Source organism: Anaerosporobacter sp. (assembly GCF_031551385.1).
GTDB lineage: Bacteria > Bacillota > Clostridia > Lachnospirales > Lachnospiraceae > Anaerosporobacter.
On record NZ_JAVBNS010000138.1, the window covers coordinates 1 to 25,884 of the forward strand.

Here is a 25,884-nt window from a genome sequence, read left to right on the forward strand (position 1 = left end):
TCATCTCTCTCATTTTATTTTCGTCATTGTAGATTTCTTCGTATGTTTCGTTTTGCATATCAAAATTCAAATAATTAATACCTATATCATGCAATAGACTTCCTATTGCGATATCTCTAATTTTATCTTTTGATAATTTCAATTTTAACGCTATTAATACAGATAGCGCACATACATTGACGGAATGTGAATAAGTTTGTTCATTTTTCTCACGGACACCCGATATATTAAACATGATTTCAGGCTCACTTAAAATATCAAATATAATATCGTCCGCCACAAATTTCAATTTCTCTAGTTCTGAATTATCACTGAAAAAGTATCGTTCAATTGTTTCCTTTACAGTTTCCTGGCATTGCTCCTTGATTTTAATCTCTGTTAATTCATCAACTCTAACGCCCTCTGCAAGTCTATCTCTAATAAATATATTTCTTATGCCAAGTTCAATCAGCTTTTCAATATATTCTTTCTTCACAATTGTGCCTTCTGACATTAATATAATTCCAGATTCAGATAAAATATCTTTTCCTAAAATCTCATTACCTTTTAAGCTTTTAACATTAACACTTCTTGTCATATTAGAATTTTGTATTTTCACCATATTATCACCCTAATACTATAATGTACTATTTTTACTTTTTTTTCAATGCTACAATAGGACTATTTTTTAAGCATGTAAGCTCTTACTTTCAATTGCTTGCTTTAATGCTGTCTTTTCTTCTTCTGATAATATGACAAAAGATTCCCCTTTTATTATTTCTTTTATATATGTATAGCAACCTTCCCTGCTGCTATGCATAGAATTTAACAAGAATCCATCGTTTTCTTCTGTTAGTAACGCTAATGCAAAACTTAACTTACCACCCATTTCACTAAATGCGTCGTATTTTACAATACCTACTTTTTGATACACAACTTTTAATGTATCTTCTACTCGTGAAACTTGGTCTTGCACTACTTTTGTGGATGCTTGTAGATTACTAATCTCTTGAAATCTTTTCGTGATTTCATCTTCTAAACTTTCCATTGAGCTTCCAGACATAAAGCTTTTATATTTTTTCTTTAAAGAATGTACTTTGCAAAGTAGCACAATACATATAATTCCTATGATTAATGTAATTCCTATTACACCAATAAGGACATACCCTATGTCTAACCCTATACTATCAAATACTTCCATAACTTATCCTTTCTACATAATCAGTTTCCTAAACTTACGCAATAGTTAAATTATTTTCTACATTAATTTTTTCTAATTGTCTGAAATAATTCAATTATACGTTCAAATTCGTCTTTTGAATAATATTCAATTTCGATTTTTCCCTTATCCTCTGATTTTTGTTTTACTTGAACTTTACTACCAATAATCTCTTTTATCTTTTCTTCTATATCACGATAAATAAAATCAAGATTTTTGCCTTTTTCCGTTGTTTCTTCTTCTTTTTTAGGCTCTAACAACTTTTTAACAAGTTTTTCCACATCACGAACACTAAGTTTTTCATCAAATATCTTCGTTGCAACCTGATATTGCAACTCTCCATCTTCAAGAGAAATCAAAGCTCTTGCATGACCACTTGATATCATATCATCAATAAGCATTTGTTGAACACGCTCATCTAACTTTAGTAATCTCATCGAGTTTGCTATCGCTGTTCTACTCTTAGATACACGTTCTGCTACTTCATCTTGTTTCAATTTATATTCATTAATTAGTTTTTGGAATGCCAAGGCTTCTTCAATTGGATTAAGATCTTCCCTTTGAATATTTTCTATAAGAGCTATTTCTACAATTTCTTGAGAACTATACTCTTTAACAATTGCAGGTACTTCTTTTAATCCAGCAACTTTTGCAGCTCTCCATCTTCTTTCACCAGCTATTATCTCATAATACTTGTCCCTCTTTTGTAATATCAATGGTTGAATTATGCCATATAACTTAATAGATTCTGCCAGTTCATGAAGAGTATCCTCATTAAAGTTTCTTCTTGGTTGTGATTTGTTTGGTTCTATCTGATTAATATTAATTAATGTTTCACGTGAAACATCTCCTGTTTCCTTTTTAGACTTTAATTCCTCTTTATTACTCTTTGGTTGAATAACTTTTTGTGGAATCATTGAGTCAAGACCTTTTCCTAGTCCTCTAGCTCCTGCTGCCACCTTATAGTTCACCTCTTTCTATTACTTCTCGTGCTAAATCTCTATATGCATCAGCTCCTGCTGATTTTGAATCGTACATATTAATAGGCTTACCATGACTTGGTGCTTCAGCAAGACGTACATTTCTAGGTATAATCGATTTATATATATTCTGTTGAAGATTTTCCTTTACATTTTCAACAACTTGCAAAGAAAGATTTGTTCTTGCATCAAACATTGTAAAAACAACACCTTCAATCTCTAAATCAGGATTTAGTCTAGCTCTAACTAAATTAATTGTATGTATCAATTGAGTCAAACCTTCCAATGCATAATATTCACATTGAATTGGTACAAGAACTGTATCTGCTGTTGTCATAGCATTTACTGTTAATGTATTTAATGAAGGTGGGCAATCAATTATTATAAAATCATAATTGTCTCTTACTTTATCAATATAAGACTTTAGTATGTATTCCTTATCGTTAATACCAATTAATTCAATTTCTGCTCCAGCAAGATTAACATTGGATGGTAGAACATATAAGTTCTCACATACACTTGGTATAATACAATCTTCTAACTCGCAACTGCCAATCATCAATTCATAAACTGTGTTTTCCAGATTATTTTTGTCTATTCCTAATCCACTTGAAGTATTTCCCTGTGGATCAATATCAATAGTTAAAATCTTCTTTCCTTGTTCTGCTAAGCAAGCAGATAAATTAATAGCGGTTGTAGTTTTACCAACTCCACCTTTTTGATTAGCGACTGCTATTATTCTTCCCATTTTTTCACCTCCATATTTCCATATTGAATAACTAGTAAGGATTAACCCCTTAAGTTACTCTATCAATATAACTATTCAGAAGTATAAATTCGTCAAGCTACAAATAACCATACTAATTATAGCATTTTTAGAAATAGTATTCAACTAGCATACTAAAAATGTTTCACGTGAAACATTACAATTCTGTTACTGTTCACAGAAAACGTTCACAGCAACACAAAACTAACAATATTTTCACACTTGCAAAAAAACACCCTCAAGAATACAAATATTCCTAAGGGTATTTACATAAGTTCTATGTTCAAGTAATTATTGAATAAACTTCATTATGTCAATTTACTTTCTTATTCCTAATAATTAAAACAAGTCAACTAAATTATTCTTTATGGCAAATACTGCTGCTTGTGTACGATCAAATACTTGAATCTTCTTAAATATATTCGAAACATGATTTTTTACAGTCTTTTCGCTAATTTCTAATTTAAATGCTATCTCTTTATTAAATAAGCCTTCCGCCAAAAGCTTTAATACTTCAAGCTCTCTCCTAGTAAGATCATTAATTACAGAATTATCATCTGGTGATGTAAGTTTCTCATTTAATAAAGGTGCTAAATTAGGTTGAATATATGTTTCACCTTCATAAATTGTAAATATTGCTTTTTTCAACACTTCTGAATCAGAATCCTTTAATACATAACCATTAACACCAATCTCTACTGCCTTAGCCAAATATTCAATTTCATTATGTATCGTTAATATCAATATCTTTTCTTTTATGTCGCATTCCTTAAGTTTTTGTAACATCTGAAGTCCATTCATAACAGGCATATTAATATCAAGTAGAACCACATCTGGCGTCACACTCTTAATTAATTCAATACCTTCTTCTCCATTGCTAGCTTCCCCGATAACTTTAATTTCCCCGTCTAACTCTAGTAGTTGCTTAATTCCTTCTCGGACTAACGAATGATCATCAATTATAATAATATTCACAGGTTTCATTCTTTGTTCTCCTTTAAAACTTAATTCTAATATTTAATTAGTTGGTACATACACACTTATCTTTGTTCCCTCATTAATAACTGATCTTATATCGATTTTTCCTGATAAAAGCCCCACTCTTTCTTTCATCATAGATAGTCCAAAACCTGATAATGATTTATCTGCTTCGTTTTTCGCTTCCCTCTTAGCGTTATTATCAACTCCACAACCATTATCTTCAATAACTAGTTCAATACCCTCTTCTTGATAAATCAAATCTATATGAATGACACTTGCATCTGCATGTTTCACTGCATTATTACAAGCTTCTTGAATAATCCGAAATAATGTTAAATCAATAATATCTGATTTCACTTTCCTTTCATTCTCAACGTTTAATATTACTTTCATCGTTGTACTATCAATAAATTGTTTTATATATCTCTTAACAGTTATAACTAAACCTAAATCTTCTAAAGACATAGGTCGTAAATCATAAATAATATTTCTCATATCATTTATTGTTGTCTTTATTGTACCTATCATAGTTTGTAACTCAAGTTTAGCACGTATTGGATCTAAATCAACTAATCTAGTACAAAGTTCCGTCTTGTGTATTAGTGTCGTTAAATTTTGCACTGGGGAATCATGTAACTCTCTAGCAATACGTTTTCTCTCAATTTCTTGTGTCTCAAGCAACTTCAGTCCATTAACATCTTCGTTTACTCCCCCTAAGAAATCATTAGAATCACAAATACAGCTATTTTTAATATAATCGTTTAATCGAATTAAATCCTGTTCTTTTGATAATGTCTTATTATAGCATTTTTGCAACTCTTCAACGATAGACAAATCACTTTTTAATTTTTCTTCCATTATTTTACATTCGCAATCTTCTCTTCCTAACCCAACTTTAAATCTATCACTACTCTTGTCTAATTGTTCCTTATGATATGTCAAAATATTTTTCTGTAATATATCTATATTAGTTTGCACTTCATGAATAGAGATTAGTAAAGAATTTTTTTCTTTTTTTGTATCCTTCAATAAATTCTCAGCAATCTCACTTAATGGACCTTGTACTGATGTATTTTTCTTTTTAATGATTTCACCCATTAGACTACCTCACATATTAACTGCATTTTGCAAAACGTTTCCATAACATCGTACTATTTACAAATTAGGTATCAATTTAAACAGTATATATATTATAATATAACAGAAAACTAAATTATTAAAGGAATTTTTTTTGCAAAATCTTAATTTGTTTATTTTTTTTAATTTGATATGTTATCACCTATCAAATATATGCAACTATTCTATAAAGTACTAAATAAAACTCTATCTACATATATTATTTAAAGTACAAAAACTAATTGTAAGTCCCAACAATTTAGCATATAATATAACTTATAAGAAACAATAAGGTTTTTTCTTATAACTTAATGAGTCTATTTTTAAAAATTAATTTTAATAAAATCAGAAAGAGGGATATACGTTGAAAAAAAACAAAAAGTTTTCCATTGCTATATTAGCTGCATTAGCGATTGCTTCAATCGGTATATTTATTAATAAATTAGTTTTTCATCTTGCTTCTAAACATGAAAAACTGTACTTACCAAATAGTAATTACTTTGAGTGGCGTTTTGGAAAAATTTATTATACAAAAAGTGGACAAGGTACACCAATATTATTAATTCATGATTTGGATGCAAGTCAATCAAGCTATGAATTTAGATCTTTAATTAGTAAATTAGAAAAAAACTATACTGTCTATACTATCGATTTGATAGGATTCGGTAAATCTGATAAACCAAAGATAACATATACTAATTTTTTATTTGTTCAATTAGTAACCGATTTTATTACAACCGTAATTAAACAGAAAACTAATTTAGTTTGTGTTGGTAAATCTACAACGATTGGTCTTACAGTTTGCAACTACAGCCCTAATATGATTAATAAATTAATGTTTATTAATACACCAAGTATTAAAACATTAAATTGCATTCCTCATAAAAATCATAAGATAAACAAAAAGATATTAGAATCATATCTAATAGGAACAAGTATTTTCAATGTATCATATAGCAAGACAAGTCTTTCTAAGCAATTACTAAGTCAGGTCAGTCAACCATCTATCATAACGAAAAACTACATTTTATCACGAAATGAAGCTGCTCATCTAGGTGGTGAAGCTGCAAAATATGTTGATGCTAGTATAAGATGTTATTTCACAAACCTAAATGTCACACATTCGCTTAAATCAATTAACAATAGTATTTACTTTGTGACAGGTGATGGATATGCTAACTATGAAGAGATTTTCAGTGAATATACAGAACTTAACCCATCAATAGAAACCGATGTAATACCACATGCAAAAGGACTTCCTTGGTTAGAAAATCCAGAACAATTATGTAACCTTATTTCTATCTTTATATAATTGCACAGGGTAAAAGAGGCTAACGTAAAATGAGATTTCTTACGGTATACAGTGATGTTATTAAAAAAATATCACTGCACCTTGTAGTTTAATTTCATTCTGCGACAGCCTCTTCTTTAATACAATAGGTATTACAATACCATATTTTCGTTATTTACAGCATGACTTCTTATTCAAAAAAGTTTCTAAATTCAAACACATATTGACCTGATCCTTATTCCTATCACATAGGTCTCTTCTCTCTCTAAAACCTATTGATTCAAAGAATACTCTGCTATCCTCTTTACAAGATACTAATACGTCTTCTGCACACATTAAATTTGCTTTCTCAATCAATAATCGTACTACAAAATCACCAACTCTATTTCTTCTCTTACTCTCTATCACATAGATACGATCAAATAAAAAATCCTCTCCTCTAATTAGCATACGACCACATGCTATTGGATGGTTATTCTCATACACAATAACATGTATCGCCTCGCTATCCATTGAATCATTACTATTACAATCCACATCTAGGCATTGATTTCTTACTTTAATAACATCGCCATAATCATCTCCAAATAATAAATATCTTCCCTCTAACATGAGTTTTCCTTCTTTCATATGGATGGTATCATCTATATCTGTTAGGACGATGTTGTCCTACTTTAATGGTTCTTTGGATGGTTTTCCTGCCATTCTAGGATATACCTTGCTTGTATTCTCTGTCTTGTGAACCATAACAAAGGAACGTTCTATATCTGTATTCGGAAGCACTAACGGTTTTACTTCTTCTAGTTTACCACCTAATACCTTTACAGCTTTTTTAGCCTCTGTTACTTCCTCCGTAATCTTTCCAGACTTAAATGGAATGAAGTAACCATTCTTTTTCACAAAAGGAATACAATACTCTGATAATGTAGCAAGGTTTGCTACCGCCCTAGATACACACAAGTCAAACTTCTCTCTATATTTCTTATCTCTTCCGAAATCTTCAGCTCTTCCATGGATGGTCTCAATCTTAGATAACCCCAATTGGCCAATCACTTCATTTAAAAACTTAATTCTCTTGTTCAAAGAATCAAGCAGTACTACCTGCATTTCTGGATATATAATCTTCAAAGGGATACCAGGGAATCCTGCTCCTGTACCTACATCAATCATTGACTTCGTATTTGATAAATCGAATGCTTTTACAATCAATAAGCTATCTATAAAATGCTTTACTACTACTTCATCATACTCTGTAATACCAGTGAGATTCATAAATGAATTCCATTCAACTAATATTTCATAGTATTTAATAAATTGGCTAACTTGCAACTCCGATAACGTAATATCAAGATCTTTCGCTGCTTGTATTAAAATATCTTCTCTACTCATACTTACTCCTACTACTTCTTCCCATGAAATGATGATAGATAAACTAATAAAACAGATATATCCGCTGGTGATACTCCTGCGATTCTGGATGCTTGCCCTACTGAGTGTGGTTTCACTAACGACAATTTTTGTTTCGCTTCAAGACGTAAACTGTGAACATCATCATAATCAATATCTTCAGGAATTATCTTTCCTTCTAACTTCTTAAACTGCTCTACCTGCTTTAATTGTCTCTTGATATATCCTTCATACTTAATATTAATATTAACCTGCTCTATTACATCTCGTGGTAATTCACATCGTCCTCTATCAATTGGAGCGATAACTTCATAGCAAAGTTCCGGTCTACGAATTAGTTCGCCCAATGTAGTTCCTGTTTTAAGAGGAGTACTACTGCTTGACTCAAGTAATTCTTGAACTTCTTTCGTTGCACCAATATTCGCATTCTCCAGACGCTCTATCTCTTCTTTAATCTGTTTCTCTTTTAGTAAAAGACTTTCGTAACGCTCATCATCAATTAATCCAACTTTATGACCAATTTTACTTAATCGTAAATCCGCATTATCTTGTCTTAATAATAGACGATATTCTGATCTAGAAGTCATCATACGATATGGCTCTTTATTCTCTTTTGTTACTAAATCATCAATTAATACGCCGATATAAGATTCCGAACGGTCTAATACAATCTGTTCTTTCCCTAAAACTTTAGATGCTGCATTAATACCAGCTACTAAACCTTGTGCTGCAGCTTCTTCATAACCTGAACTACCATTAAATTGACCACCACTGAATAACCCATCAATATTCTTAAATTCAAGTGTAGCCTTTAACTGATTTGGATTAATACAATCATATTCAATAGCATAAGCATTTCTAACAATCTTAGCATTCTCAAGTCCAGAAACGCTACGATACATCTTATACTGAACATCTTCTGGCAACGAACTCGACATACCACCTACATACATCTCATTCGTATAATTACCCTCTGGTTCAATAAATACCTGATGTCTATCTTTATCTGCAAAACGAACAACCTTATCCTCTATCGATGGACAATATCTAGGCCCTGTTCCCTCTATATCACCAGAATATAATGGCGAACGATCTAAATTCTCTCTAATAACTTTATGTGTTTCCTCATTCGTATATGTTAACCAGCAAGATACTTGCTCTCTCTCAATATCTTCTCTCTTGTTTGTAAATGAGAATGGAACAACCTCTTCATCACCCTTTTGCTCTTCCATCTTACTAAAATCAATTGATCTCTTATCAATTCTCGCTGGAGTTCCTGTTTTAAATCGTTGAATCTCAATACCAAGACTCTTTAACGAATCTGTCAAATGATCCGCTGAGGAAAGCCCATTAGGGCCTGTATAATTACTAACATCACCGTAGATACATCTTGCCTTCAAATACGTGCCTGTAGCCAATATTACAGCCTTACAAGGATAGATTGCACCCGAATAAGTCTTAACACCAGTGACATGACCATCCTCAGCCAAAATTTCACATACTTCAGCCTGTTTCACAGTAAGATTCGGTGTATTCTCAATGATTCTTCTCATCTCACTGCTGTAGCCTTGCTTATCAGCCTGTGCACGCAACGAATGTACGGCAGGACCTTTCGATTTATTTAACATTTTTGATTGTATAAATGTTTTATCAATGTTCTTGCCCATCTCTCCACCAAGCGCATCAATCTCTTTTACAAGATGTCCCTTAGAACTTCCCCCTATATTAGGATTACAAGGCATCAAAGCAATACTATCTACACTTACGGTAAACATTATTGTATTAAGTGATAGTCTTGCACTAGCTAAAGCTGCCTCACAACCTGCATGTCCAGCTCCTACGACAACAACATCGTAATCTTCATACGTATATGACATAATCCTTCCTCGTTTCCTTTTTATCTAGACCATCCATCGATCATCTATCATTTATTTTCCCATACAAAATTCTTTGAATATTGTATTAACCAAGTCATCATCAACCATTTCACCAATAATATAACCAAGCGAATTATAAGCACTTAGCAAATCAATGGAATAGAAATCTTCCGGCATACCATCCAGTATACTTTGTTTTACCTGCTCTAAACTCTCTCTTGATTCAACAATCGCAGCTTTATGTCTTATATTTGTTAAATAAACTTCATCATTGAAATTAAGTTTCCCCTCGTAGAATAAATCTTTAATACAAGCCTCAAACTCTTCAATTCCAGTACCCTCTTTAGCAGAAATCCTAATTACAGTTTTACCTGTTAATGATTCTAATTGGCTATCGGTAATCTTAGAATCTAAATCTGTCTTATTTAACAAAACAATACATTTTCTATCTTTTATCATCTCAATAATATCATAATCATTTTGATCCAAATCTATCGAACCATCCACGACATAGATAATTAAATCTGCATCTTCTGCATTTTCTTTTGCCTTTTTAACACCAATTTCTTCAATCACATCTTCCGTATCACGAATGCCCGCCGTGTCAATAATATTAAGTGTAATACCATGGATAGAAATCGTCTCTTCTAAAGTATCTCTCGTCGTTCCCGCAATATCGGTTACAATCGCTCTGTCTTCCCCTAATAATACATTCATCAAAGAGGATTTTCCTGCATTCGGTTTCCCTACAATTACAGTTTTAATACCTTCACGAAGCAATCGTCCATTATCTGCTGACTCTAATAACTTATCTAATATATTAATATTCTTCTCAACATTACTTAATAATGTTTCAGAAAAATTGCCAATTTCAATGTGTTCGGGATCATCAAGTGCCGCCTCAATAAATGCAACATCATGGATAACATTATCCCTTATCTCTTTTATTCTATTTAAAATATTTCCCTTAAGTTGACTCATTGAACTACTTAATGCGTATTCATTCTTTGCATTGATAACATCAATTACAGCTTCCGCTTGTGATAAATCAATTCTTCCATTAACAAAAGCTCGCTTTGTGAATTCACCTGGTTCTGCAACTCTCGCTCCATACTTAATAACCGTTTCTAATATCTTCTTTGTTACTACGACTCCACCGTGACAATCAATCTCAACGACATCTTCTCTCGTATAGGAATTCGGCCCTTTCATAATAAGAACCATAACTTCATCTATTGTCTGCTCACCATCCAAAATATAACCATAATGAACCGTATGACTTGCTGCTTCCGAAAGCTTTTTATTCTTCTTAGGAGAACAATAAATCTTATCTATAATTTCTAATGCTTCATCACCGCTCATTCTAACAATGCTAATACCAGCATTCGTCATTCCAGTAGTAATTGCAGCGATTGTATCTGTTTTCACTGTTTTACACAATCCTTTCTAAATCTATAATAGGGGCTGTTGCAAAATCTTAAATTATATGATTTTTGCTACAGCCCCATAATTCTATTCTTCTGTTACAGTAACTGTTGAAGACTCATTCGCTCCATAGTTTTTGCTGTAATCTTTTTTGTAATCTTTTCGGTACTCTCTTTTATAGTCCTTCTTGTAATCCTTTTTGTAACTATAATCTTTATTATAGCCACCTTTATAATCTTTTACATACTTTTTAAGTGTAACAACAACTTTTCTGTATGGCTCTTCCCCTTCACTATGTGTTTCCACATATTTATCATTTTGAAGTGCAGAGTGAATAATTCTTCTTTCAAAAGGATTCATTGGCTCAAGTGATACAGGATGTTTCGTTCTCTTAACTTTATATGCTATATTTTTTGCAAGATTTTCAAGTGTTTCTTTTCTTCTTTCACGGTAGTTTTCCGTGTCAACTTTAACTTTTAGATAGCTATTGCTTTCTTTATTAACAACAAGACTTACTAAATATTGTAAAGAATCTAATGTTTGTCCTCTTTTACCAATAAGAACTCCCATATCCTCTCCACTTAAATCAATATTAACATAACCATCTTCTTTGTTATAATCAACTTTTATCTCAACAACAAGATTCATAGAATTGAATACTTTCTTCAAAAAGTTAATTGCAACACCTTCTATTGTTTTCTTACTACGAACTCTTATCTTGGCAGGTTTACTAAATAGACCTAGAATTCCATTTGATTCTTTTTCAAGTACTTCATATTCCACGTTATCACTTGTAGTCTCAAGTCTAATTAATGCTTCTGTCAATGCTTCATTGACGTTCTTTGCCGTAACCTCAATCCACTCATTCATGATTACTTGTCCCCCTTACCTGAGTTATTCCCTTTCAACATATTCGCTCTCTCAGCAATACTACCTGCTTTGTAGTTTGTATTCGGCTTTGTTGTTGTACTATCTTCTTTATCACTACTAATATTAGAGTTAGCTTTACTACTAATAGTACTCTTTTTAGGGGCATTATTATAATTTCCAGCTTTGTCGCCAAGCGTTTTTGTCTGCTTCTTAGCTAATTCCTCTAATGTCTTTTCATAATCAACGTGCTTTTTCTTCTTTTTAGCTTTTTCAACACTCTTCTCAACTAATACATCAAGGTCAATCTTTTCAAAATACTTATTGATAGCAAATTGTTGAATAATTTGGAATACTGCACCCGCTACCCAGTAAATACCAACACCAATTGGTAAAGTCAAACAGAAAACACCTGACATTAGTGGCATAAACGTATTCATACCCTTCATCATAGAAGAACCTGGTGCATTTTGATCCATACCATTTGAAGCTGTCATTTGCTTTGTAGAATACCATTGTGTTGCAACCGCAAGAATTGGTATAATAAGGCCTGGCCACATTTTTGACATCGGATTGTCTACAATATTCAATCCACCGAAAAATGAATTGATATGCATAATACTTTTTGATGCAGAATTTATTGTATCCGCTAATGAAGGAAATTGACTTGCTAATTCTGACCAGTTTCCAGTTGTAAGCTTAGATAACGCATCAATAATTGAATTAATAGTAAAACTACCAGCATCATTAGCAACTAGTCCAGTTACATTAAAATTATCCTTTAAAATATTCTCCAAACCTGACACTTTTTGTAAATCAGCTGCAACGTTCGCATATAAAGCATATATATCATTAATATACGCTGGAATATTATAGATAACTCTATATAACGCAAACATAATTGGTAACGTAATTAACATTGGAAGACAACCACTTGCTGGACTTGCACCGTACTTTTGATATACAGCTTGCGTCTCAAGTTGTTGCTTTCTCATGGAATCTTCATCACGTTTTCCCTTATATTTCTCTTGAATTTTCATTAACTCAGGATTCATCTTTGATGAAATCTTACTAAACTTCTGTTGCTTAATTGTTAATGGAATCATTAACGATTTTACTAAAAACGTGAATAGTACAATACAAAGTGCCGCATTCCCTAGTCCAAATAAATCTACAAATTCATATATTACATTCAATATCCATCCAAGTAGATTCGTAATCGGACTTAACATACCAGGCGATTTTGTTAAAAATAAATTAATCAATTATTATTCCTCCTCATAACTTTAAGGAACCGGATCATAACCACCCTTTGCAAATGGATGGCACCTCAATACTCTTCTTACTGCAAGGTATGTCCCTTTTATAGCACCATATTTCTGTAGTGCTTCCATTGCATACAAAGAGCAGGTAGGCGTATATATACAAGTAGGCCTTCCTTTTAGGGGTGAAATATATTTTCTATATATTTTTATAAGAAATATCAATATTTTTTTCACTACTCATTCATCTCTTTTATGATTTTATGAAGTTTGCACAGATGGTACACTGCGCTACTTATTTCCTGATAAGTTCTTCCCTTTGCTCCCGCTCTTCCAATTACTACTACGTCTAAACCACTATTAAACTTGTAATCATTCAATCGAAAACTTTCTCTAATAAGCCTTGTTACACGATGTCTAACAACGCTATTGCCTACTTTTTTACTAACCGATATTCCTAATCGTAATGTATCTAAATCATTTTTTACTATATACATAACCAAATATTTATTAGCAAACGATTTTCCATTCTTATATACATACTGAAATTCTTTATTACTTTTCAATGATTCTGACAATTTCAAAATCCCCTATTAATAGAATAATTTTCTCTCTTAACACCCTAAGAGCAGCCCGTAAAGAGCCGTTCTATAGAGAAAAAAGGTCACAATACTGCGACCTATGCTGATAATTTATGTCTTCCTTTTGCTCTTCTGCTAGCAATAACTTTTCTACCATTAGCAGTGCTCATTCTTTTTCTGAAACCATGAACTTTAGCTCTTGATCTCTTTTTTGGTTGGAATGTCATTTTCATGAACCAAACACCTCCTTAATTATACCTAACTTTTCATAGTAAGCGTATTTACTCTATCATAAGATAAATTACAATATCACGTTTATTATAGTAGCAATCATTCATTCCGTCAAGTATTATTTGAATTTTTTGCTTCAACATTTTCTATAAAGAGATGTGTTTTACACAACGTTTTGGATGGTTTGTGGCTCATATGTGGAAAAATCAATAGAAAAGCTATATCCACATCCACCATCCAAGAAGTTATCAACAATTTGTGGATAACTTGTGGATAACTTCTTGATTTTGAGTTGATTTCTTCTTCACCATCCAAAAAAACATTTAATTTGCAATATATTCGAAGGATGTTTATACTTTTAATTTGTTATGCACATGGATGTGAATTAATTTGGATGGTTCGTGGATAAACCGTGGAATTCGGATGGTCAAATGCTATTTTACCAAAGTTTGTCCACATCATCAACAGATTTTGTCTAGTTAGCCATTGAAAATTTAACAATCTTGTTATAATATATAGTTATATGAAAATTTATAATTAGGGGGATTATGATGAAAAACATAATTCAAGAAAAATGGGACGAGATTTTAATGTCTGTTAAGCTTATGCATGATATAACAGACGTTTCTTTTCGTACTTGGTTAGCACCTTTAAAAGTATATGACGTAGAAGATGATTTAATTACTATATTAAGTAATCCTGATTTAGGTAAAGACGGAGTTAGTTTTATAAGTAAGAAGTATGGTATACCGATTAAAGTTGCAATTGAAGAAATAACAGGGAAAAACTATGAAATCGCTATTGTTCTTCCTAATGAAGCTAAGAAACTATCCAAATCAGAAAACAGTAACCAAATGAACTCCGTACAAAAAAACAAATATCCATTCCTAAATCCACGTTATACTTTTGACACTTTTGTTGTAGGTACTAATAATAATCTTGCTCATGCTGCATCATTGGCAGTAGCAGAATCCCCTGCTGAAGTATACAACCCTCTCTTTATATACGGAGGTGTTGGATTAGGAAAGACCCACTTAATGCATTCGATTGCTCACTTTATATTAGAACATAACCCTGCTAGCAAGGTATTGTATGTAACTAGTGAAACATTTACGAATGAACTTATCGATGCGATTCGTAATAGAAGTGAGAATTCATCAACAGCAGAGTTTCGTGAAAAGTACCGTAATATTGATGTATTGCTTATTGATGATATTCAATTCATTATAGGTAAGGAAAGTACTCAAGAAGAGTTTTTCCATACATTTAATACACTACATGAATCAAAGAAGCAGATTATTATATCTTCGGATAAGCCACCAAAAGATATTGAAACATTAGAAGAACGTCTTCGTTCCCGCTTTGAATGGGGTCTTACAGTTGATATTCAATCTCCTGATTATGAGACTAGAATGGCAATCTTAAAGAAGAAAGAAGAATTGGATGGTCTACAGATTGATAATGAAGTTATGAAGTATATCGCCACAAATATTAAATCCAATATTCGTGAATTAGAAGGCGCACTTACTAAGATTGTGGCTTTTTCTAGACTTGAGAAGAAAGATGTAACAGTGGAACTAGCAGAAAAAGTGCTAAAAGATTTGATTTCGCCTAATAATAAGAAAGAAATCACCGTAGAGTTAATTGTTGAGATGGTATCCGAACACTTTAGTCTCTCACAATCTGATATCTACTCATCAAAAAAGAGTAAAAACATCTCTTATCCAAGACAGATCTGTATGTATCTCTCTCGCAGGCTTACTGAATTGTCACTCGCTGACATTGGCAAAAGGCTTGGAAACCGTGATCATACAACGATTTTGCATGGTATCGATAAGATAACTAATGATCTTGAGAAGGATTCTACTCTTCAAAACACAATGGAAGTTTTAAATAAAAAGATTAACCCTCAGTAGGTGTTTTAAGTTATTCACATTCCATTGTTAATAACCTGTTATTTTTGTGTGTATTATTTTTATTATTTTTACCCCTTGTTAATAACTTCAAGTTTATACTCAATATGAAAATGAATTATTAACATAGTTGTTATGGGCTTAAACTAGCTTACTAATCAGCAAAACTACACTTATTAACAAATTAACAGCCCCTACTACTAATACTACTAAGTATTTATATATTATATTTGCATTTTATCCTGAAGGGAGTTATACACAACATGAAAATTGTTTGTTCAAAAAGCGATTTACTTAATGGAGTTAACATTGCATTAAAAGCAGTATCTGTTAAATCAACAATGCCAATTCTTGAATGTATCGTTATAGAAGTTACATCAAACCAAATCAAATTAATTACGAATGATATGGAATTAGCTATTGAAACAATCATTAATGGTGAAATAGTTGAAGAAGGTGTTATCGCTATTAGTGCTAAAATCTTCTCAGAGATTATACGTAAGTTACCAGAGAATAATGTAACCATCCAAACAGATGATAATTTCAAAGCTACAATCACATGTGAGAAATCTAAATTTGAGATATTAGGGAAGTCTTCAGAAGAGTTTCCTAGTCTACCTCCAATTGTTAAAAATAAACCGATTATATTATCACAGTTTTCTTTAAAAGAAGTAATTCGTCAAACTGTATTTTCGATTGCGGATAATGAAAGTAATAAAATCATGACTGGTGAACTATTTGAGATAGCAAGCGATGAATTAAAAGTGGTATCTTTGGATGGTCATAGAATATCAATCAGAAAAATTAAGTTAAACCAAGAGTATGATGCTACAAAAGTAATCGTACCAGGTAAAACTCTTATTGAAATAAGTAAGATATTATCAGGAGAAATCGCTGATGAATTACAAATATATATTTCTGATAAACATATTTTATTTGAATTTGATAAAACGACTGTTTTGTCAAGGTTAATAGAAGGTGAATTTTATAAGATTGACCAGATGTTATCAAATGACTATGAAACAAAAGTTACGATTAACAAGAAAGAATTTTTAAGCTGTATAGACCGTGCTACCCTATTAGTAAAAGAATCTGAGAAAAAACCGATTATTGTAAATATTACTGATTCTGATTTAGAGTTAAAAATTAACTCTTCTATTGGTTCTATGAACGAGGAAATCGATATTCGTAAAGAAGGTAAAGATATCCTTATAGGATTTAATCCTAAGTTCTTAATTGATGCATTACGTGTTATTGATGATGAAGAAATTGATATTTATCTATTTAATCCCAAAGCTCCATGTTTTATCCGTGATAAAGAAGAAACCTATGTATATTTAATTTTACCAGTTAATTTTAGTGGAGCTGTATAAAGTAGTTGGCTACATTTTTTGAAAGGAGCATGTTACTACAATGGAAATAATTAAATTAAGAGAAGATTATATTAAGTTAGGACAGGCATTAAAAGCGGGTGGATTAGTAGGATCTGGTGTAGATGCCAAATTCGTAATTCAGGATGGTCTTGTCAAAGTAAACAATGAAGTAGAATATCAACGTGGCAAAAAATTAGTTGATGGAGATATTGTTGAATACGATGGAGAGCAAGTTAAGATTGAGAAATAGTTGGTGTAATCATGATTGTTAAGTCACTTGAGTTAAGTAATTTTAGAAATTATAATACATTATCTATAAGTTTTAAAAAAGGTACTAACATATTGTATGGAGATAATGCACAAGGTAAGACGAATATACTAGAAGCAGTGTATTTAGCTGGTACGACAAAGTCACACAAAGGCAGTAAAGATAAAGAAATGATTCAATTAACTCAGGATGAATCTCATATTCGTATGTTTATAGAGAAAAATGAACTTGTACATCGAATTGATATGCATTTGAAAAAGAATAAGCCAAAGGGTGTAGCGATTGACGGACTACCAATTAGAAAGTCCAGCGAGCTCTTTGGATTAATTAATCTAGTATTTTTCTCACCAGAGGATTTGAGCATTATCAAAAATGGGCCAAGTGACCGTAGGAGATTTATTGATTTTGAATTATGCCAGTTAGATAAGTTATATCTTTCTGATTTGACAAATTATAGTAAAATAATTAACCAACGTAATAATTTATTGAAACAAATAAGTTTCAAACCAGAATTAATGGAAACACTTAGTATATGGGACATACAGCTTTGTGAATTTGGAAAGCGAATTATTGAGCGAAGAAAACAGTTTATATTTGAGTTAAATGAGATTGTATATGACATACATAAGAAGTTATCTGGCGGTAAAGAAGAACTGATCGTTCAATATGAGCCAAATGTTCTCGTAGAAGATATGGAAATGAAAGTAGAGAAGCAGAGAGAAAAAGATATATTTTATAAACAAACAAGTGTCGGGCCTCATCGCGATGACATTTGTTTTGTAATAAAAGATATTGATATTCGAAAGTATGGTTCTCAAGGGCAGCAAAGAACAGCAGCACTTTCATTAAAACTTGCAGAAATTGAGTTAGTAAAACAAACAATAAAAGATGACCCAATACTATTACTAGATGACGTATTATCAGAATTAGATCGAAACAGGCAAAATTATTTGTTAAATAGTATTGAGGGAATTCAGACAATGATTACGTGTACAGGCTTAGAAGAGTTTGTTACTAACCGTTTTCAGATAGATAAATTATATAAAGTAGAAGAAGGAAGTGTAATTGCAGAAAACGAATTACTTAATTAATGATATAAAATTAGGAGGAAAGTTATGAGTACAGAAATGAGTACAGAATATGGTGCCGATCAGATACAGATTCTTGAAGGTTTAGAAGCTGTAAGGAAAAGACCAGGTATGTATATTGGTAGTACGGCGTCAAAAGGTTTACATCATCTTGTATATGAAATTGTAGATAATGCGGTTGATGAAGCACTTGGTGGTTTTTGTGATACGATAGACGTTACAATTAACAAAGATAATTCCATTACTGTTAAAGATAATGGTAGAGGTATTCCTACTGGTATTAATCGTAAAAAGGGAATTTCTACAGTAGAAGTAGTATTTACAATTCTTCATGCTGGTGGTAAGTTTGGCGGTGGAGGATACAAAGTATCGGGAGGACTACATGGAGTAGGTGCTTCAGTAGTTAATGCGTTATCTGAATGGTTAGAAGTAAACATTCATTCTGATGGGAAAATCTATAACCAACGTTTTGAACGTGGAAAAGTAGCTTATCCATTAAAAGTAGTTGGTGAAACAGAATTAACAGGTACTGTGGTAACATTTCTTCCTGATAAAGAAATCTTCGAAGAGACTATTTATGATTATGAAGTATTAAGACAAAGACTAAGAGAAATGGCTTTTTTAACAAAGAATCTTAAAATTATTCTACGAGATGACAGAGAAGAAGAACAAAAGGTAAGAGAATTTCACTATGAAGGTGGTATTAAAGAGTATGTACAATACTTAAATCGCCATAAAGATCCTTTATATGAAAACATATTATATTGTGAAGGAAAAAAAGATGATGTATATGTAGAAGTTGCAATGCAACATAATGAGTCATATACAGAAAATTGCTATAGCTTCGTAAACAATATTACAACTCCAGAAGGTGGTACTCACCTTGCAGGATTTAAGAATGCCCTTACAAAAACATTTAATGATTATGCTAGAACACAGAAGTTCTTAAAAGAGAACGAAGCGAATTTATCTGGTGAAGATATTCGTGAAGGTTTAACAGCAATCATCAGTATAAAAATTGGAGAACCTCAATTTGAAGGACAGACAAAGCAAAAACTTGGTAATAGTGAAGCAAGAGGTGCGGTTGATTCCGTAGTAAGTGAACAGCTTACTTACTTCCTTGAGCAGAATCCAAGTATTGCAAAAACAATTTGTGAAAAATCAATTTTGGCACAACGTGCTAGAGATGCAGCAAGAAAAGCAAGAGATTTAACACGTAGAAAAACTGCATTAGAAGGCATGAGCCTTCCTGGTAAATTAGCAGATTGTTCTGATAAAGATCCAAAGAACTGTGAAATCTACATCGTAGAAGGGGATTCCGCTGGTGGCTCTGCTAAGACAGCAAGATCTCGTGCGACACAAGCAATTCTACCATTAAGAGGTAAAATACTTAACGTTGAAAAATCACGTCTTGATAAAATATTAGTAAATAATGAAATCAGAGCGATGATTACAGCATTTGGAACAGGTATTTCAGATGATTTTGATATAAGTAAATTACGTTATCACAAAATTATTATTATGACAGATGCCGATGTTGATGGAGCTCATATTAGTACTTTATTATTAACATTCTTGTATCGTTTTATGCCTGAATTAATAAAACAGGGTTATGTTTATTTGGCACAGCCACCTCTATATAAGGTTGAGAAAAACAAACAATCATATTATGCATATAGTGATGAAGAGTTAAATAAAATTTTAGTTGAAATTGGTCGTGATACGAATAATAAGATTCAACGTTACAAAGGACTTGGTGAAATGGATGCGGACCAATTATGGGATACAACAATGGATCCGGAAAAACGTATCCTATTACGTGTAACAATTGATGAAGAGACTTCTTCTGAAGTTGACTTGACTTTTACTACGCTTATGGGTGATAAAGTTGAGCCAAGAAGAGAGTTTATTGAAGCAAATGCGAAATATGTTAAGAATCTAGATATCTAATCATAATTATGGAGGAATAGAAATGGACGAACATATCTTTGATAAAGTTCATGAGGTCGATTTAAAGAAGACAATGGAGACGTCATATATTGACTATGCCATGTCAGTAATCGCAGCAAGAGCTTTACCAGATGTTAGAGACGGTTTAAAACCGGTACAAAGAAGAATTCTATATGCCATGATCGAATTAAATAACGGTCCGGATAAACCACACCGTAAATGTGCCCGTATCGTTGGTGATACAATGGGTAAGTACCATCCACATGGCGATAGTTCAATATATGGTGCTTTAGTTAATTTAGCACAGGAATGGTCTACTAGATATCCATTAGTAGATGGACATGGTAACTTTGGTTCTGTCGATGGTGATGGGGCAGCAGCCATGCGTTATACAGAAGCACGTTTGAGTAAAATCTCAATGGAAATGCTTTCTGATATTAACAAAAACACAGTAGATTTTACACCAAACTTTGATGAGACAGAAAAAGAACCAGTTGTATTACCATCCAAATACCCAAACCTTTTAGTAAATGGAACATCGGGTATTGCGGTAGGTATGGCAACAAATATTCCACCTCATAATCTACATGAAATTGTTAATGCAGTTATCAAATTAATTGATAATCGTGTTGAGGAGAACCGTGATACTTCCATTGAAGAATTACTTCAAATCGTAAAAGGTCCAGATTTTCCTACAGGTGCAACAATCCTAGGAACAAGAGGAATTGAGGAAGCATACCGTACTGGTAGAGGTAAAATTCGTGTACGTGCCATTACCGATATTGAGCCGATGAATAATGGTAAAAATCGTATCGTTGTTACAGAATTACCGTACATGGTTAATAAAGCAAGATTAATAGAGAAGATAGCAGAACTTGTACGTGATAAGAAGATTGATGGAATCACAGAATTACGTGATGAATCTGACCGTACAGGTATGAGAATTTGTATTGAACTTCGTAAAGATGTGAATGCAAATGTATTATTAAATCAATTATATAAACATACGCAATTACAGGATACATTTGGAGTAATTATGTTAGCACTTGTTGACAACGAGCCAAGGGTTCTTAATTTGCATGATATGTTAAAGTACTACTTACGTCATCAAGAAGAAGTAATCACACGTCGTACACAATATGACTTAAACAAAGCAGAAGAAAGAGCACATATATTAAAAGGTTTAATGGTTGCTCTTGATAATATTGACGAAGTAATTAGTATCATTCGTTCTTCAAAGAATGTAGCAATTGCAAAAGAACGATTACAAGAGCGTTTTGGATTGTCGGAAGTTCAAGCACAAGCAATTGTTGATATGAGACTTCGTGCTCTTACAGGTTTAGAGAGAGAAAAACTTGAGAATGAATTGAAAGAGTTAGAAGAAAGAATTGAAGGATATAAAGCAATCCTAGCGGATAATAATAAACTTCTTACTGTAATTAAAGAAGAGTTAACATTTGTCCGTGATAAATATGGTGATGATAGAAGAACATCGATTGGATTTGATGAATATGACTTAGTCATGGAAGATTTAATTCCAAAGGAAAATACAGTAATCGCGATGACTCGCCTTGGCTACATAAAGAGAATGACTGTTGATAATTTCAAGAGTCAACATCGTGGAGGCAAAGGTATTAAGGGTATGCAAACGATAGATGAAGATTTCATCGAAGATCTATTAATGACGACGACACATCATTATATTATGTTCTTCACGAACAAAGGTCGTGTGTATCGTCTAAAGGCATATGAGATACCAGAATCAAGTAGAACCGCTAGAGGTACTGCTATCGTTAACTTATTGCAGCTATTACCAGAAGAGAGAATTACAGCGATTATTCCATTACGTGAGTATAAGGATAATCGATACCTATTCATGGCAACAAAGAAAGGTATCGTTAAGAAAACGGTTATAAAGGAATATGAGAATATCAGAAAGTCTGGTTTACAAGCAATTAATCTACGAGAAGACGATGAATTAATTGAAGTAAAATCAACAAATAGAAAGAAAGATATTCTTCTAGTAACAAAGAATGGTATCTGTATACGATTTAACGAAGAAGATGTAAGACCTACTGGCAGAACGTCAATGGGTGTAATTGGTATGAATTTATCTGATGACGATGAAATTGTAGGAATGCAATTGAATACCCAAGGTAAATATCTATTATTCGTGTCTGAGTATGGTATGGGTAAATGTACTGACATGGAAGAATTCACAGTACAACATCGTGGTGGTAAAGGTGTTAAATGTTATAAAACAACAGAAAAAACAGGCGAAGTAATTGGCGTAAAAGCTGTTGATGAGGATAATGAAATTATTATTATTACAACAGAGGGAATTATCATTCGTCTAGCTGTTGGTGGAATCTCTGTTCTTGGAAGAATTACATCTGGTGTTAAATTAATTGACATTGATGTAGAAAAAGATGTTAAGGTTGCTAGTTTTGCTAAAGTAAGAGAAAGTGACAACGCAACAGAAGAAGATCTTTTAAAGGAATTAGAGCAGCAGTTAGAAGAAGAAGCTGAAGATGCAGATAGTGAGATTATAGTTGAATCCACAGACGTAGATTCAGAAGAGAATATAAAAGAATAACAATGATAAGAAAGAGTGAATAAAGTAACCTATGGTTATATAATTCACTCTTTTTTTATATTTAGATAGAATTATACAAACCATACACTTATTATGCAGTAAATATGTTACTGTTCACACAAAACGTTCACAGTAACGGAATCCAGCCCATTTAGAGTTCGCCTTCGGCGAAGGGGCTGGATTCTTGACTATTCTCGGGTTTTCTGTGACTTTCGCTTCGCTGCACTCACAAAAAACACCTTGCGGGATATTGCGTGTGAACAGTAACATAAATATGCATAAATATAAAGAATTTGAGTGTGTTTGCTTGAGCGTCATTAAAATATATGATATATTTATAAATAAAGTAAGCATCCAAGTAATAGAAATTATATATAATTTAAATGAAACAAGGTTGAAAGAATTTTAAATATTATGAAAGGAGCCATGCATTGCTTTCTTTCAACTTATTGATAGCAGTATTACAAGTAAGTTTGTAATATGCATGGAGAAAAATGAGAGTAATTCACACGGATACAATTATTAGTAATATAAAAGAAATGTGTATTGAAGCAAATTATAGTTTATCCAAGGATATGGAAAATGCAATTATTAGTGCACCAGAAAAAGAAGAATCACCAATAGGAAAGCAAATTCTAGGGCAATTAGAAGAAAATATTAATATTGCAAGGGAAGAGTTAATACCAATTTGTCAAGATACAGGAATGGCAATTATATTTATAAAGATAGGACAGGATGTACATATTGAAGGTATGAATCTTGAAGATGCCATTAATGAAGGAATCCGTCAAGGATATAAAGAAGGCTATTTAAGAAAATCAGTAGTAAAAGATCCATTAATCCGTGAAAATACAAAGGACAATACACCAGGTATTATTCATTATGAAATTGTTTCAGGTGAAAACATAGAGATTACAGTAGCTCCAAAAGGCTTCGGAAGTGAAAATATGAGTCGTGTATATATGCTAAAACCAGCAGATGGTATCGAAGGTGTGAAGGCAGCAGTTTTAGAAACTGTAAAATTAGCTGGTCCAAACGCCTGTCCTCCGATGGTAGTAGGTGTAGGAGTAGGTGGAAGCTTTGAAAAATGCACCTTACTTGCAAAAAAAGCATTAACTCGTAATATTGAAGATAAGTCTACAATAGCATATGTAAAAGAGTTAGAAGAAGAATTATTAGAAAGTATCAATAATCTTGGTATTGGCCCAGCTGGTTTAGGGGGAAGAGTAACAGCATTAGGCGTTAATGTTGAGACATATCCAACTCATATAGCAGGACTACCAGTTGCCATTAATATATGTTGTCATGTAAATAGACATTCACATCGTGTATTGTAGGGAGTTAATATTATGAAAGGAGTAGTATATTGGAAAAGCTAATTTACATAGGTAATAATATAAGTTAGTCTTGTGATATACATAAACTAAAATGAATAAAAAAATAGAAGCACCTTTATCCAATGAAGTTGTACAGTCATTAGAGGCAGGAGATTATGTATATATTTCTGGTACGATATATACAGCGAGAGATGCCGCGCATAAAAGATTATATGAAAGTCTATTAAAGGGGGAAGAGATTCCTTTTGATTTAACAAACAATATTGTTTACTACTTAGGGCCTACACCAGCAAGGGAAGGTAAAGTTATTGGTTCAGCAGGGCCAACTACAAGTAGTAGAATGGATAAATATACGCCTTTGCTTATTCAACATGGTTTAAAAGGTATGATAGGTAAGGGGAAAAGAAACGATGAAGTAATAGCAGCGATTAAAGATAATACATCTGTTTACTTTGCAGCAGTAGGAGGAGCAGGGGCTGTCTTATCAAAATGTATAACAAAATCTGAAGTAATTGCATATGATGATCTTGGTACAGAAGCAATTAGAAAACTAGAAGTGAATGATTTCCCTGCTATAGTAGTAATTGATTGCAAGGGAAATAATCTATACGAAGAAGCAGTTAAGGAATATTGTAGATAATTCATTACTGTTTAATCTAAGCTATGTACGTATACTGTAAGGCTAAGGGTTCTATTCATATAAATGTTAGGAGTAACAGTAAGGGTCTTCTTTAATTCGTATGAATAATGTATCAACTATATGGAAATACTGTAACATGTATAAAAAAGAATGATAAATAACTAGTAATATAGCTTGAAGAAGCGCATATATGAATATGTTTTATGAAAAATTCAAAATATTTAAAAAAAATATGAAAAAGGCGTTGACAAAGCAGTTAACCTCTGATATACTAGTTCTTGCGTTCGACGCATTAAATTAAATAATGAACACTATAGTTCAGATGAGGAGAAATACTCAAGAGGCTGAAGAGGCGCCCCTGCTAAGGGTGTAGGTCGTTTGCGCGGCGCGAGGGTTCAAATCCCTCTTTCTCCGTTTTTAATTTATGTGTGAATGTGAAACATTCAAAAAACTTGAAAAAATATTTTGAAAAAAGTGTTGACAAGCAAGAATGAATGTGATAAACTATTATTCGCTGACACGCCGCAGGGCATGAAGCGAAAAACAAAAATGAACTTTGATAACTGAATAATAAAACAACCCTGAAAATTCTAAATGTATCACAAAGTGATGCAAAAGATTTTCAAAAAATATATGTACTTTTAGTACACAGTAACAAAGTAAGGAAACTTACTTTAAAAACGGAAACAAATAGCCAGTTTGGTTAGTTGATTCTGAACGAAAGATCAAAACTAAAT

General features: G+C 32.3%; 24 protein-coding genes and 1 tRNA gene. 10 read left to right on the forward strand and 15 right to left on the reverse strand.

Features of this window, described 5'->3' with window-relative positions; translation table 11 throughout:
• The 6 genes from RMR19_RS11420 to RMR19_RS11445 all read right to left on the reverse strand — a co-directional run.
• The coding region (locus RMR19_RS11420) for an HD-GYP domain-containing protein (RefSeq protein ID WP_442871539.1) at window positions 1–601 on the reverse strand (601 nt) is incomplete at its 3' end.
• Between the two features lie 66 nt (window positions 602–667).
• Window positions 668–1,180 (reverse strand): DUF4446 family protein, encoded by a 513-nt coding sequence (locus RMR19_RS11425; RefSeq protein ID WP_310603616.1) that lies wholly within the window; start codon window positions 1,178–1,180, stop codon window positions 668–670.
• A 62-nt stretch (window positions 1,181–1,242) separates the two neighbouring features.
• Window positions 1,243–2,157 (reverse strand): ParB/RepB/Spo0J family partition protein, encoded by a 915-nt coding sequence (locus tag RMR19_RS11430; protein ID WP_442871540.1) that lies wholly within the window; start codon window positions 2,155–2,157, stop codon window positions 1,243–1,245.
• 1 nt (window position 2,158) lies between these two features.
• Window positions 2,159–2,926 (reverse strand): ParA family protein, encoded by a 768-nt coding sequence (locus RMR19_RS11435; protein ID WP_310603617.1) that lies wholly within the window; start codon window positions 2,924–2,926, stop codon window positions 2,159–2,161.
• Between the two features lie 357 nt (window positions 2,927–3,283).
• Window positions 3,284–3,928 carry a response regulator transcription factor gene (locus RMR19_RS11440; RefSeq protein WP_310603618.1) on the reverse strand — a complete coding sequence of 215 codons (645 nt, stop codon included), beginning with the start codon at window positions 3,926–3,928 and terminating at the stop codon, window positions 3,284–3,286.
• A gap of 33 nt (window positions 3,929–3,961) precedes the next feature.
• Window positions 3,962–5,023 carry a sensor histidine kinase gene (locus RMR19_RS11445; protein WP_310603619.1) on the reverse strand — a complete coding sequence of 354 codons (1,062 nt, stop codon included), beginning with the start codon at window positions 5,021–5,023 and terminating at the stop codon, window positions 3,962–3,964.
• Between the two features lie 382 nt (window positions 5,024–5,405).
• Between RMR19_RS11445 and RMR19_RS11450 the strand changes: the two genes are divergently transcribed.
• The gene (locus tag RMR19_RS11450) at window positions 5,406–6,353 is read left to right on the forward strand and encodes an alpha/beta fold hydrolase (protein WP_310603620.1); all 948 of its coding nucleotides are present in this window, start codon (window positions 5,406–5,408) and stop codon (window positions 6,351–6,353) included.
• 150 nt (window positions 6,354–6,503) lie between these two features.
• On the opposite strand, the gene RMR19_RS11455 is transcribed toward RMR19_RS11450, so the two are convergent.
• From RMR19_RS11455 to rpmH, 9 genes are all read right to left on the reverse strand, one after another.
• Window positions 6,504–6,962: a GNAT family N-acetyltransferase gene (locus RMR19_RS11455; protein WP_310603621.1), complete on the reverse strand. Its 459-nt coding sequence runs from the start codon at window positions 6,960–6,962 to the stop codon at window positions 6,504–6,506.
• 39 nt (window positions 6,963–7,001) lie between these two features.
• Window positions 7,002–7,721, reverse strand: coding sequence for a 16S rRNA (guanine(527)-N(7))-methyltransferase RsmG (gene rsmG, locus RMR19_RS11460; protein WP_310603622.1), 720 nt, complete (start codon window positions 7,719–7,721; stop codon window positions 7,002–7,004).
• Window positions 7,722–7,732: 11 nt separating this feature from the next.
• Window positions 7,733–9,616, reverse strand: coding sequence for a tRNA uridine-5-carboxymethylaminomethyl(34) synthesis enzyme MnmG (gene mnmG, locus RMR19_RS11465; RefSeq protein WP_310603623.1), 1,884 nt, complete (start codon window positions 9,614–9,616; stop codon window positions 7,733–7,735).
• Between the two features lie 51 nt (window positions 9,617–9,667).
• Window positions 9,668–11,044 (reverse strand): tRNA uridine-5-carboxymethylaminomethyl(34) synthesis GTPase MnmE, encoded by a 1,377-nt coding sequence (gene mnmE, locus RMR19_RS11470; RefSeq protein ID WP_310603624.1) that lies wholly within the window; start codon window positions 11,042–11,044, stop codon window positions 9,668–9,670.
• 84 nt (window positions 11,045–11,128) lie between these two features.
• The gene (gene jag, locus RMR19_RS11475) at window positions 11,129–11,911 is read right to left on the reverse strand and encodes an RNA-binding cell elongation regulator Jag/EloR (protein WP_310603625.1); all 783 of its coding nucleotides are present in this window, start codon (window positions 11,909–11,911) and stop codon (window positions 11,129–11,131) included.
• 2 nt (window positions 11,912–11,913) lie between these two features.
• On the reverse strand, window positions 11,914–13,173 hold the full coding sequence (locus RMR19_RS11480; protein ID WP_310603626.1) for a YidC/Oxa1 family membrane protein insertase: 1,260 nt from the start codon (window positions 13,171–13,173) through the stop codon (window positions 11,914–11,916).
• Window positions 13,174–13,194: 21 nt separating this feature from the next.
• Entirely contained in the window at window positions 13,195–13,407 is a 213-nt protein-coding gene (gene yidD, locus RMR19_RS11485) for a membrane protein insertion efficiency factor YidD (protein ID WP_310603627.1), read from the reverse strand.
• A complete protein-coding gene (gene rnpA, locus RMR19_RS11490; RefSeq protein ID WP_310603628.1) occupies window positions 13,407–13,754 on the reverse strand; it encodes a ribonuclease P protein component in 348 nt (115 codons plus the stop codon). Before rnpA ends, yidD begins: the two co-directional genes overlap by 1 nt.
• 95 nt (window positions 13,755–13,849) lie before the next feature.
• Window positions 13,850–13,984 (reverse strand): 50S ribosomal protein L34, encoded by a 135-nt coding sequence (gene rpmH / locus RMR19_RS11495; protein WP_310603629.1) that lies wholly within the window; start codon window positions 13,982–13,984, stop codon window positions 13,850–13,852.
• A 549-nt stretch (window positions 13,985–14,533) separates the two neighbouring features.
• On the opposite strand from rpmH, the gene dnaA reads away from it, so the two are divergent.
• The 9 genes from dnaA (at window position 14,534) to RMR19_RS11540 (ending at window position 25,561) form a co-directional block, all read left to right on the forward strand.
• Window positions 14,534–15,898: a chromosomal replication initiator protein DnaA gene (dnaA, locus tag RMR19_RS11500; protein ID WP_310603630.1), complete on the forward strand. Its 1,365-nt coding sequence runs from the start codon at window positions 14,534–14,536 to the stop codon at window positions 15,896–15,898.
• Window positions 15,899–16,158: 260 nt separating this feature from the next.
• The gene (dnaN, locus tag RMR19_RS11505; protein WP_310603631.1) at window positions 16,159–17,268 is read left to right on the forward strand and encodes a DNA polymerase III subunit beta; all 1,110 of its coding nucleotides are present in this window, start codon (window positions 16,159–16,161) and stop codon (window positions 17,266–17,268) included.
• 40 nt (window positions 17,269–17,308) lie between these two features.
• Window positions 17,309–17,518: an RNA-binding S4 domain-containing protein gene (locus RMR19_RS11510; RefSeq protein ID WP_310603632.1), complete on the forward strand. Its 210-nt coding sequence runs from the start codon at window positions 17,309–17,311 to the stop codon at window positions 17,516–17,518.
• An 11-nt stretch (window positions 17,519–17,529) separates the two neighbouring features.
• Entirely contained in the window at window positions 17,530–18,627 is a 1,098-nt protein-coding gene (recF, locus tag RMR19_RS11515) for a DNA replication/repair protein RecF (protein WP_310603633.1), read from the forward strand.
• Window positions 18,628–18,663: 36 nt separating this feature from the next.
• The gene (gene gyrB, locus RMR19_RS11520) at window positions 18,664–20,574 is read left to right on the forward strand and encodes a DNA topoisomerase (ATP-hydrolyzing) subunit B (protein WP_310603638.1); all 1,911 of its coding nucleotides are present in this window, start codon (window positions 18,664–18,666) and stop codon (window positions 20,572–20,574) included.
• 22 nt (window positions 20,575–20,596) lie between these two features.
• Window positions 20,597–23,170 carry a DNA gyrase subunit A gene (gyrA, locus tag RMR19_RS11525; protein WP_310603634.1) on the forward strand — a complete coding sequence of 858 codons (2,574 nt, stop codon included), beginning with the start codon at window positions 20,597–20,599 and terminating at the stop codon, window positions 23,168–23,170.
• Between the two features lie 494 nt (window positions 23,171–23,664).
• Window positions 23,665–24,507 (forward strand): fumarate hydratase, encoded by an 843-nt coding sequence (locus tag RMR19_RS11530; RefSeq protein ID WP_310603635.1) that lies wholly within the window; start codon window positions 23,665–23,667, stop codon window positions 24,505–24,507.
• Between the two features lie 91 nt (window positions 24,508–24,598).
• Window positions 24,599–25,147 carry a Fe-S-containing hydro-lyase gene (locus RMR19_RS11535; RefSeq protein WP_310603636.1) on the forward strand — a complete coding sequence of 183 codons (549 nt, stop codon included), beginning with the start codon at window positions 24,599–24,601 and terminating at the stop codon, window positions 25,145–25,147.
• A 326-nt stretch (window positions 25,148–25,473) separates the two neighbouring features.
• A tRNA-Ser gene (locus RMR19_RS11540) sits at window positions 25,474–25,561 on the forward strand.
• Window positions 25,562–25,884: the final 323 nt, after the last annotated feature.

Coding starts and splice junctions, on each gene's coding strand:
- RMR19_RS11510 (WP_310603632.1), top strand. CDS start 17,309: ATGGAAATAATTAAATTAAGAGAAGATTATATTAAGTTAGGACAGGCA.
- RMR19_RS11440 (WP_310603618.1), bottom strand. CDS start 3,928: ATGAAACCTGTGAATATTATTATAATTGATGATCATTCGTTAGTCCGA.
- RMR19_RS11435 (WP_310603617.1), bottom strand. CDS start 2,926: ATGGGAAGAATAATAGCAGTCGCTAATCAAAAAGGTGGAGTTGGTAAA.
- dnaN (WP_310603631.1), top strand. CDS start 16,159: ATGAAAATTGTTTGTTCAAAAAGCGATTTACTTAATGGAGTTAACATT.
- rpmH (WP_310603629.1), bottom strand. CDS start 13,984: ATGAAAATGACATTCCAACCAAAAAAGAGATCAAGAGCTAAAGTTCAT.
- RMR19_RS11530 (WP_310603635.1), top strand. CDS start 23,665: ATGAGAGTAATTCACACGGATACAATTATTAGTAATATAAAAGAAATG.
- RMR19_RS11445 (WP_310603619.1), bottom strand. CDS start 5,023: ATGGGTGAAATCATTAAAAAGAAAAATACATCAGTACAAGGTCCATTA.
- RMR19_RS11455 (WP_310603621.1), bottom strand. CDS start 6,962: ATGAAAGAAGGAAAACTCATGTTAGAGGGAAGATATTTATTATTTGGA.
- recF (WP_310603633.1), top strand. CDS start 17,530: ATGATTGTTAAGTCACTTGAGTTAAGTAATTTTAGAAATTATAATACA.
- rsmG (WP_310603622.1), bottom strand. CDS start 7,721: ATGAGTAGAGAAGATATTTTAATACAAGCAGCGAAAGATCTTGATATT.
- gyrA (WP_310603634.1), top strand. CDS start 20,597: ATGGACGAACATATCTTTGATAAAGTTCATGAGGTCGATTTAAAGAAG.
- dnaA (WP_310603630.1), top strand. CDS start 14,534: ATGAAAAACATAATTCAAGAAAAATGGGACGAGATTTTAATGTCTGTT.
- jag (WP_310603625.1), bottom strand. CDS start 11,911: ATGAATGAGTGGATTGAGGTTACGGCAAAGAACGTCAATGAAGCATTG.
- mnmG (WP_310603623.1), bottom strand. CDS start 9,616: ATGTCATATACGTATGAAGATTACGATGTTGTTGTCGTAGGAGCTGGA.
- RMR19_RS11535 (WP_310603636.1), top strand. CDS start 24,599: ATGAATAAAAAAATAGAAGCACCTTTATCCAATGAAGTTGTACAGTCA.
- RMR19_RS11425 (WP_310603616.1), bottom strand. CDS start 1,180: ATGGAAGTATTTGATAGTATAGGGTTAGACATAGGGTATGTCCTTATT.
- gyrB (WP_310603638.1), top strand. CDS start 18,664: ATGAGTACAGAATATGGTGCCGATCAGATACAGATTCTTGAAGGTTTA.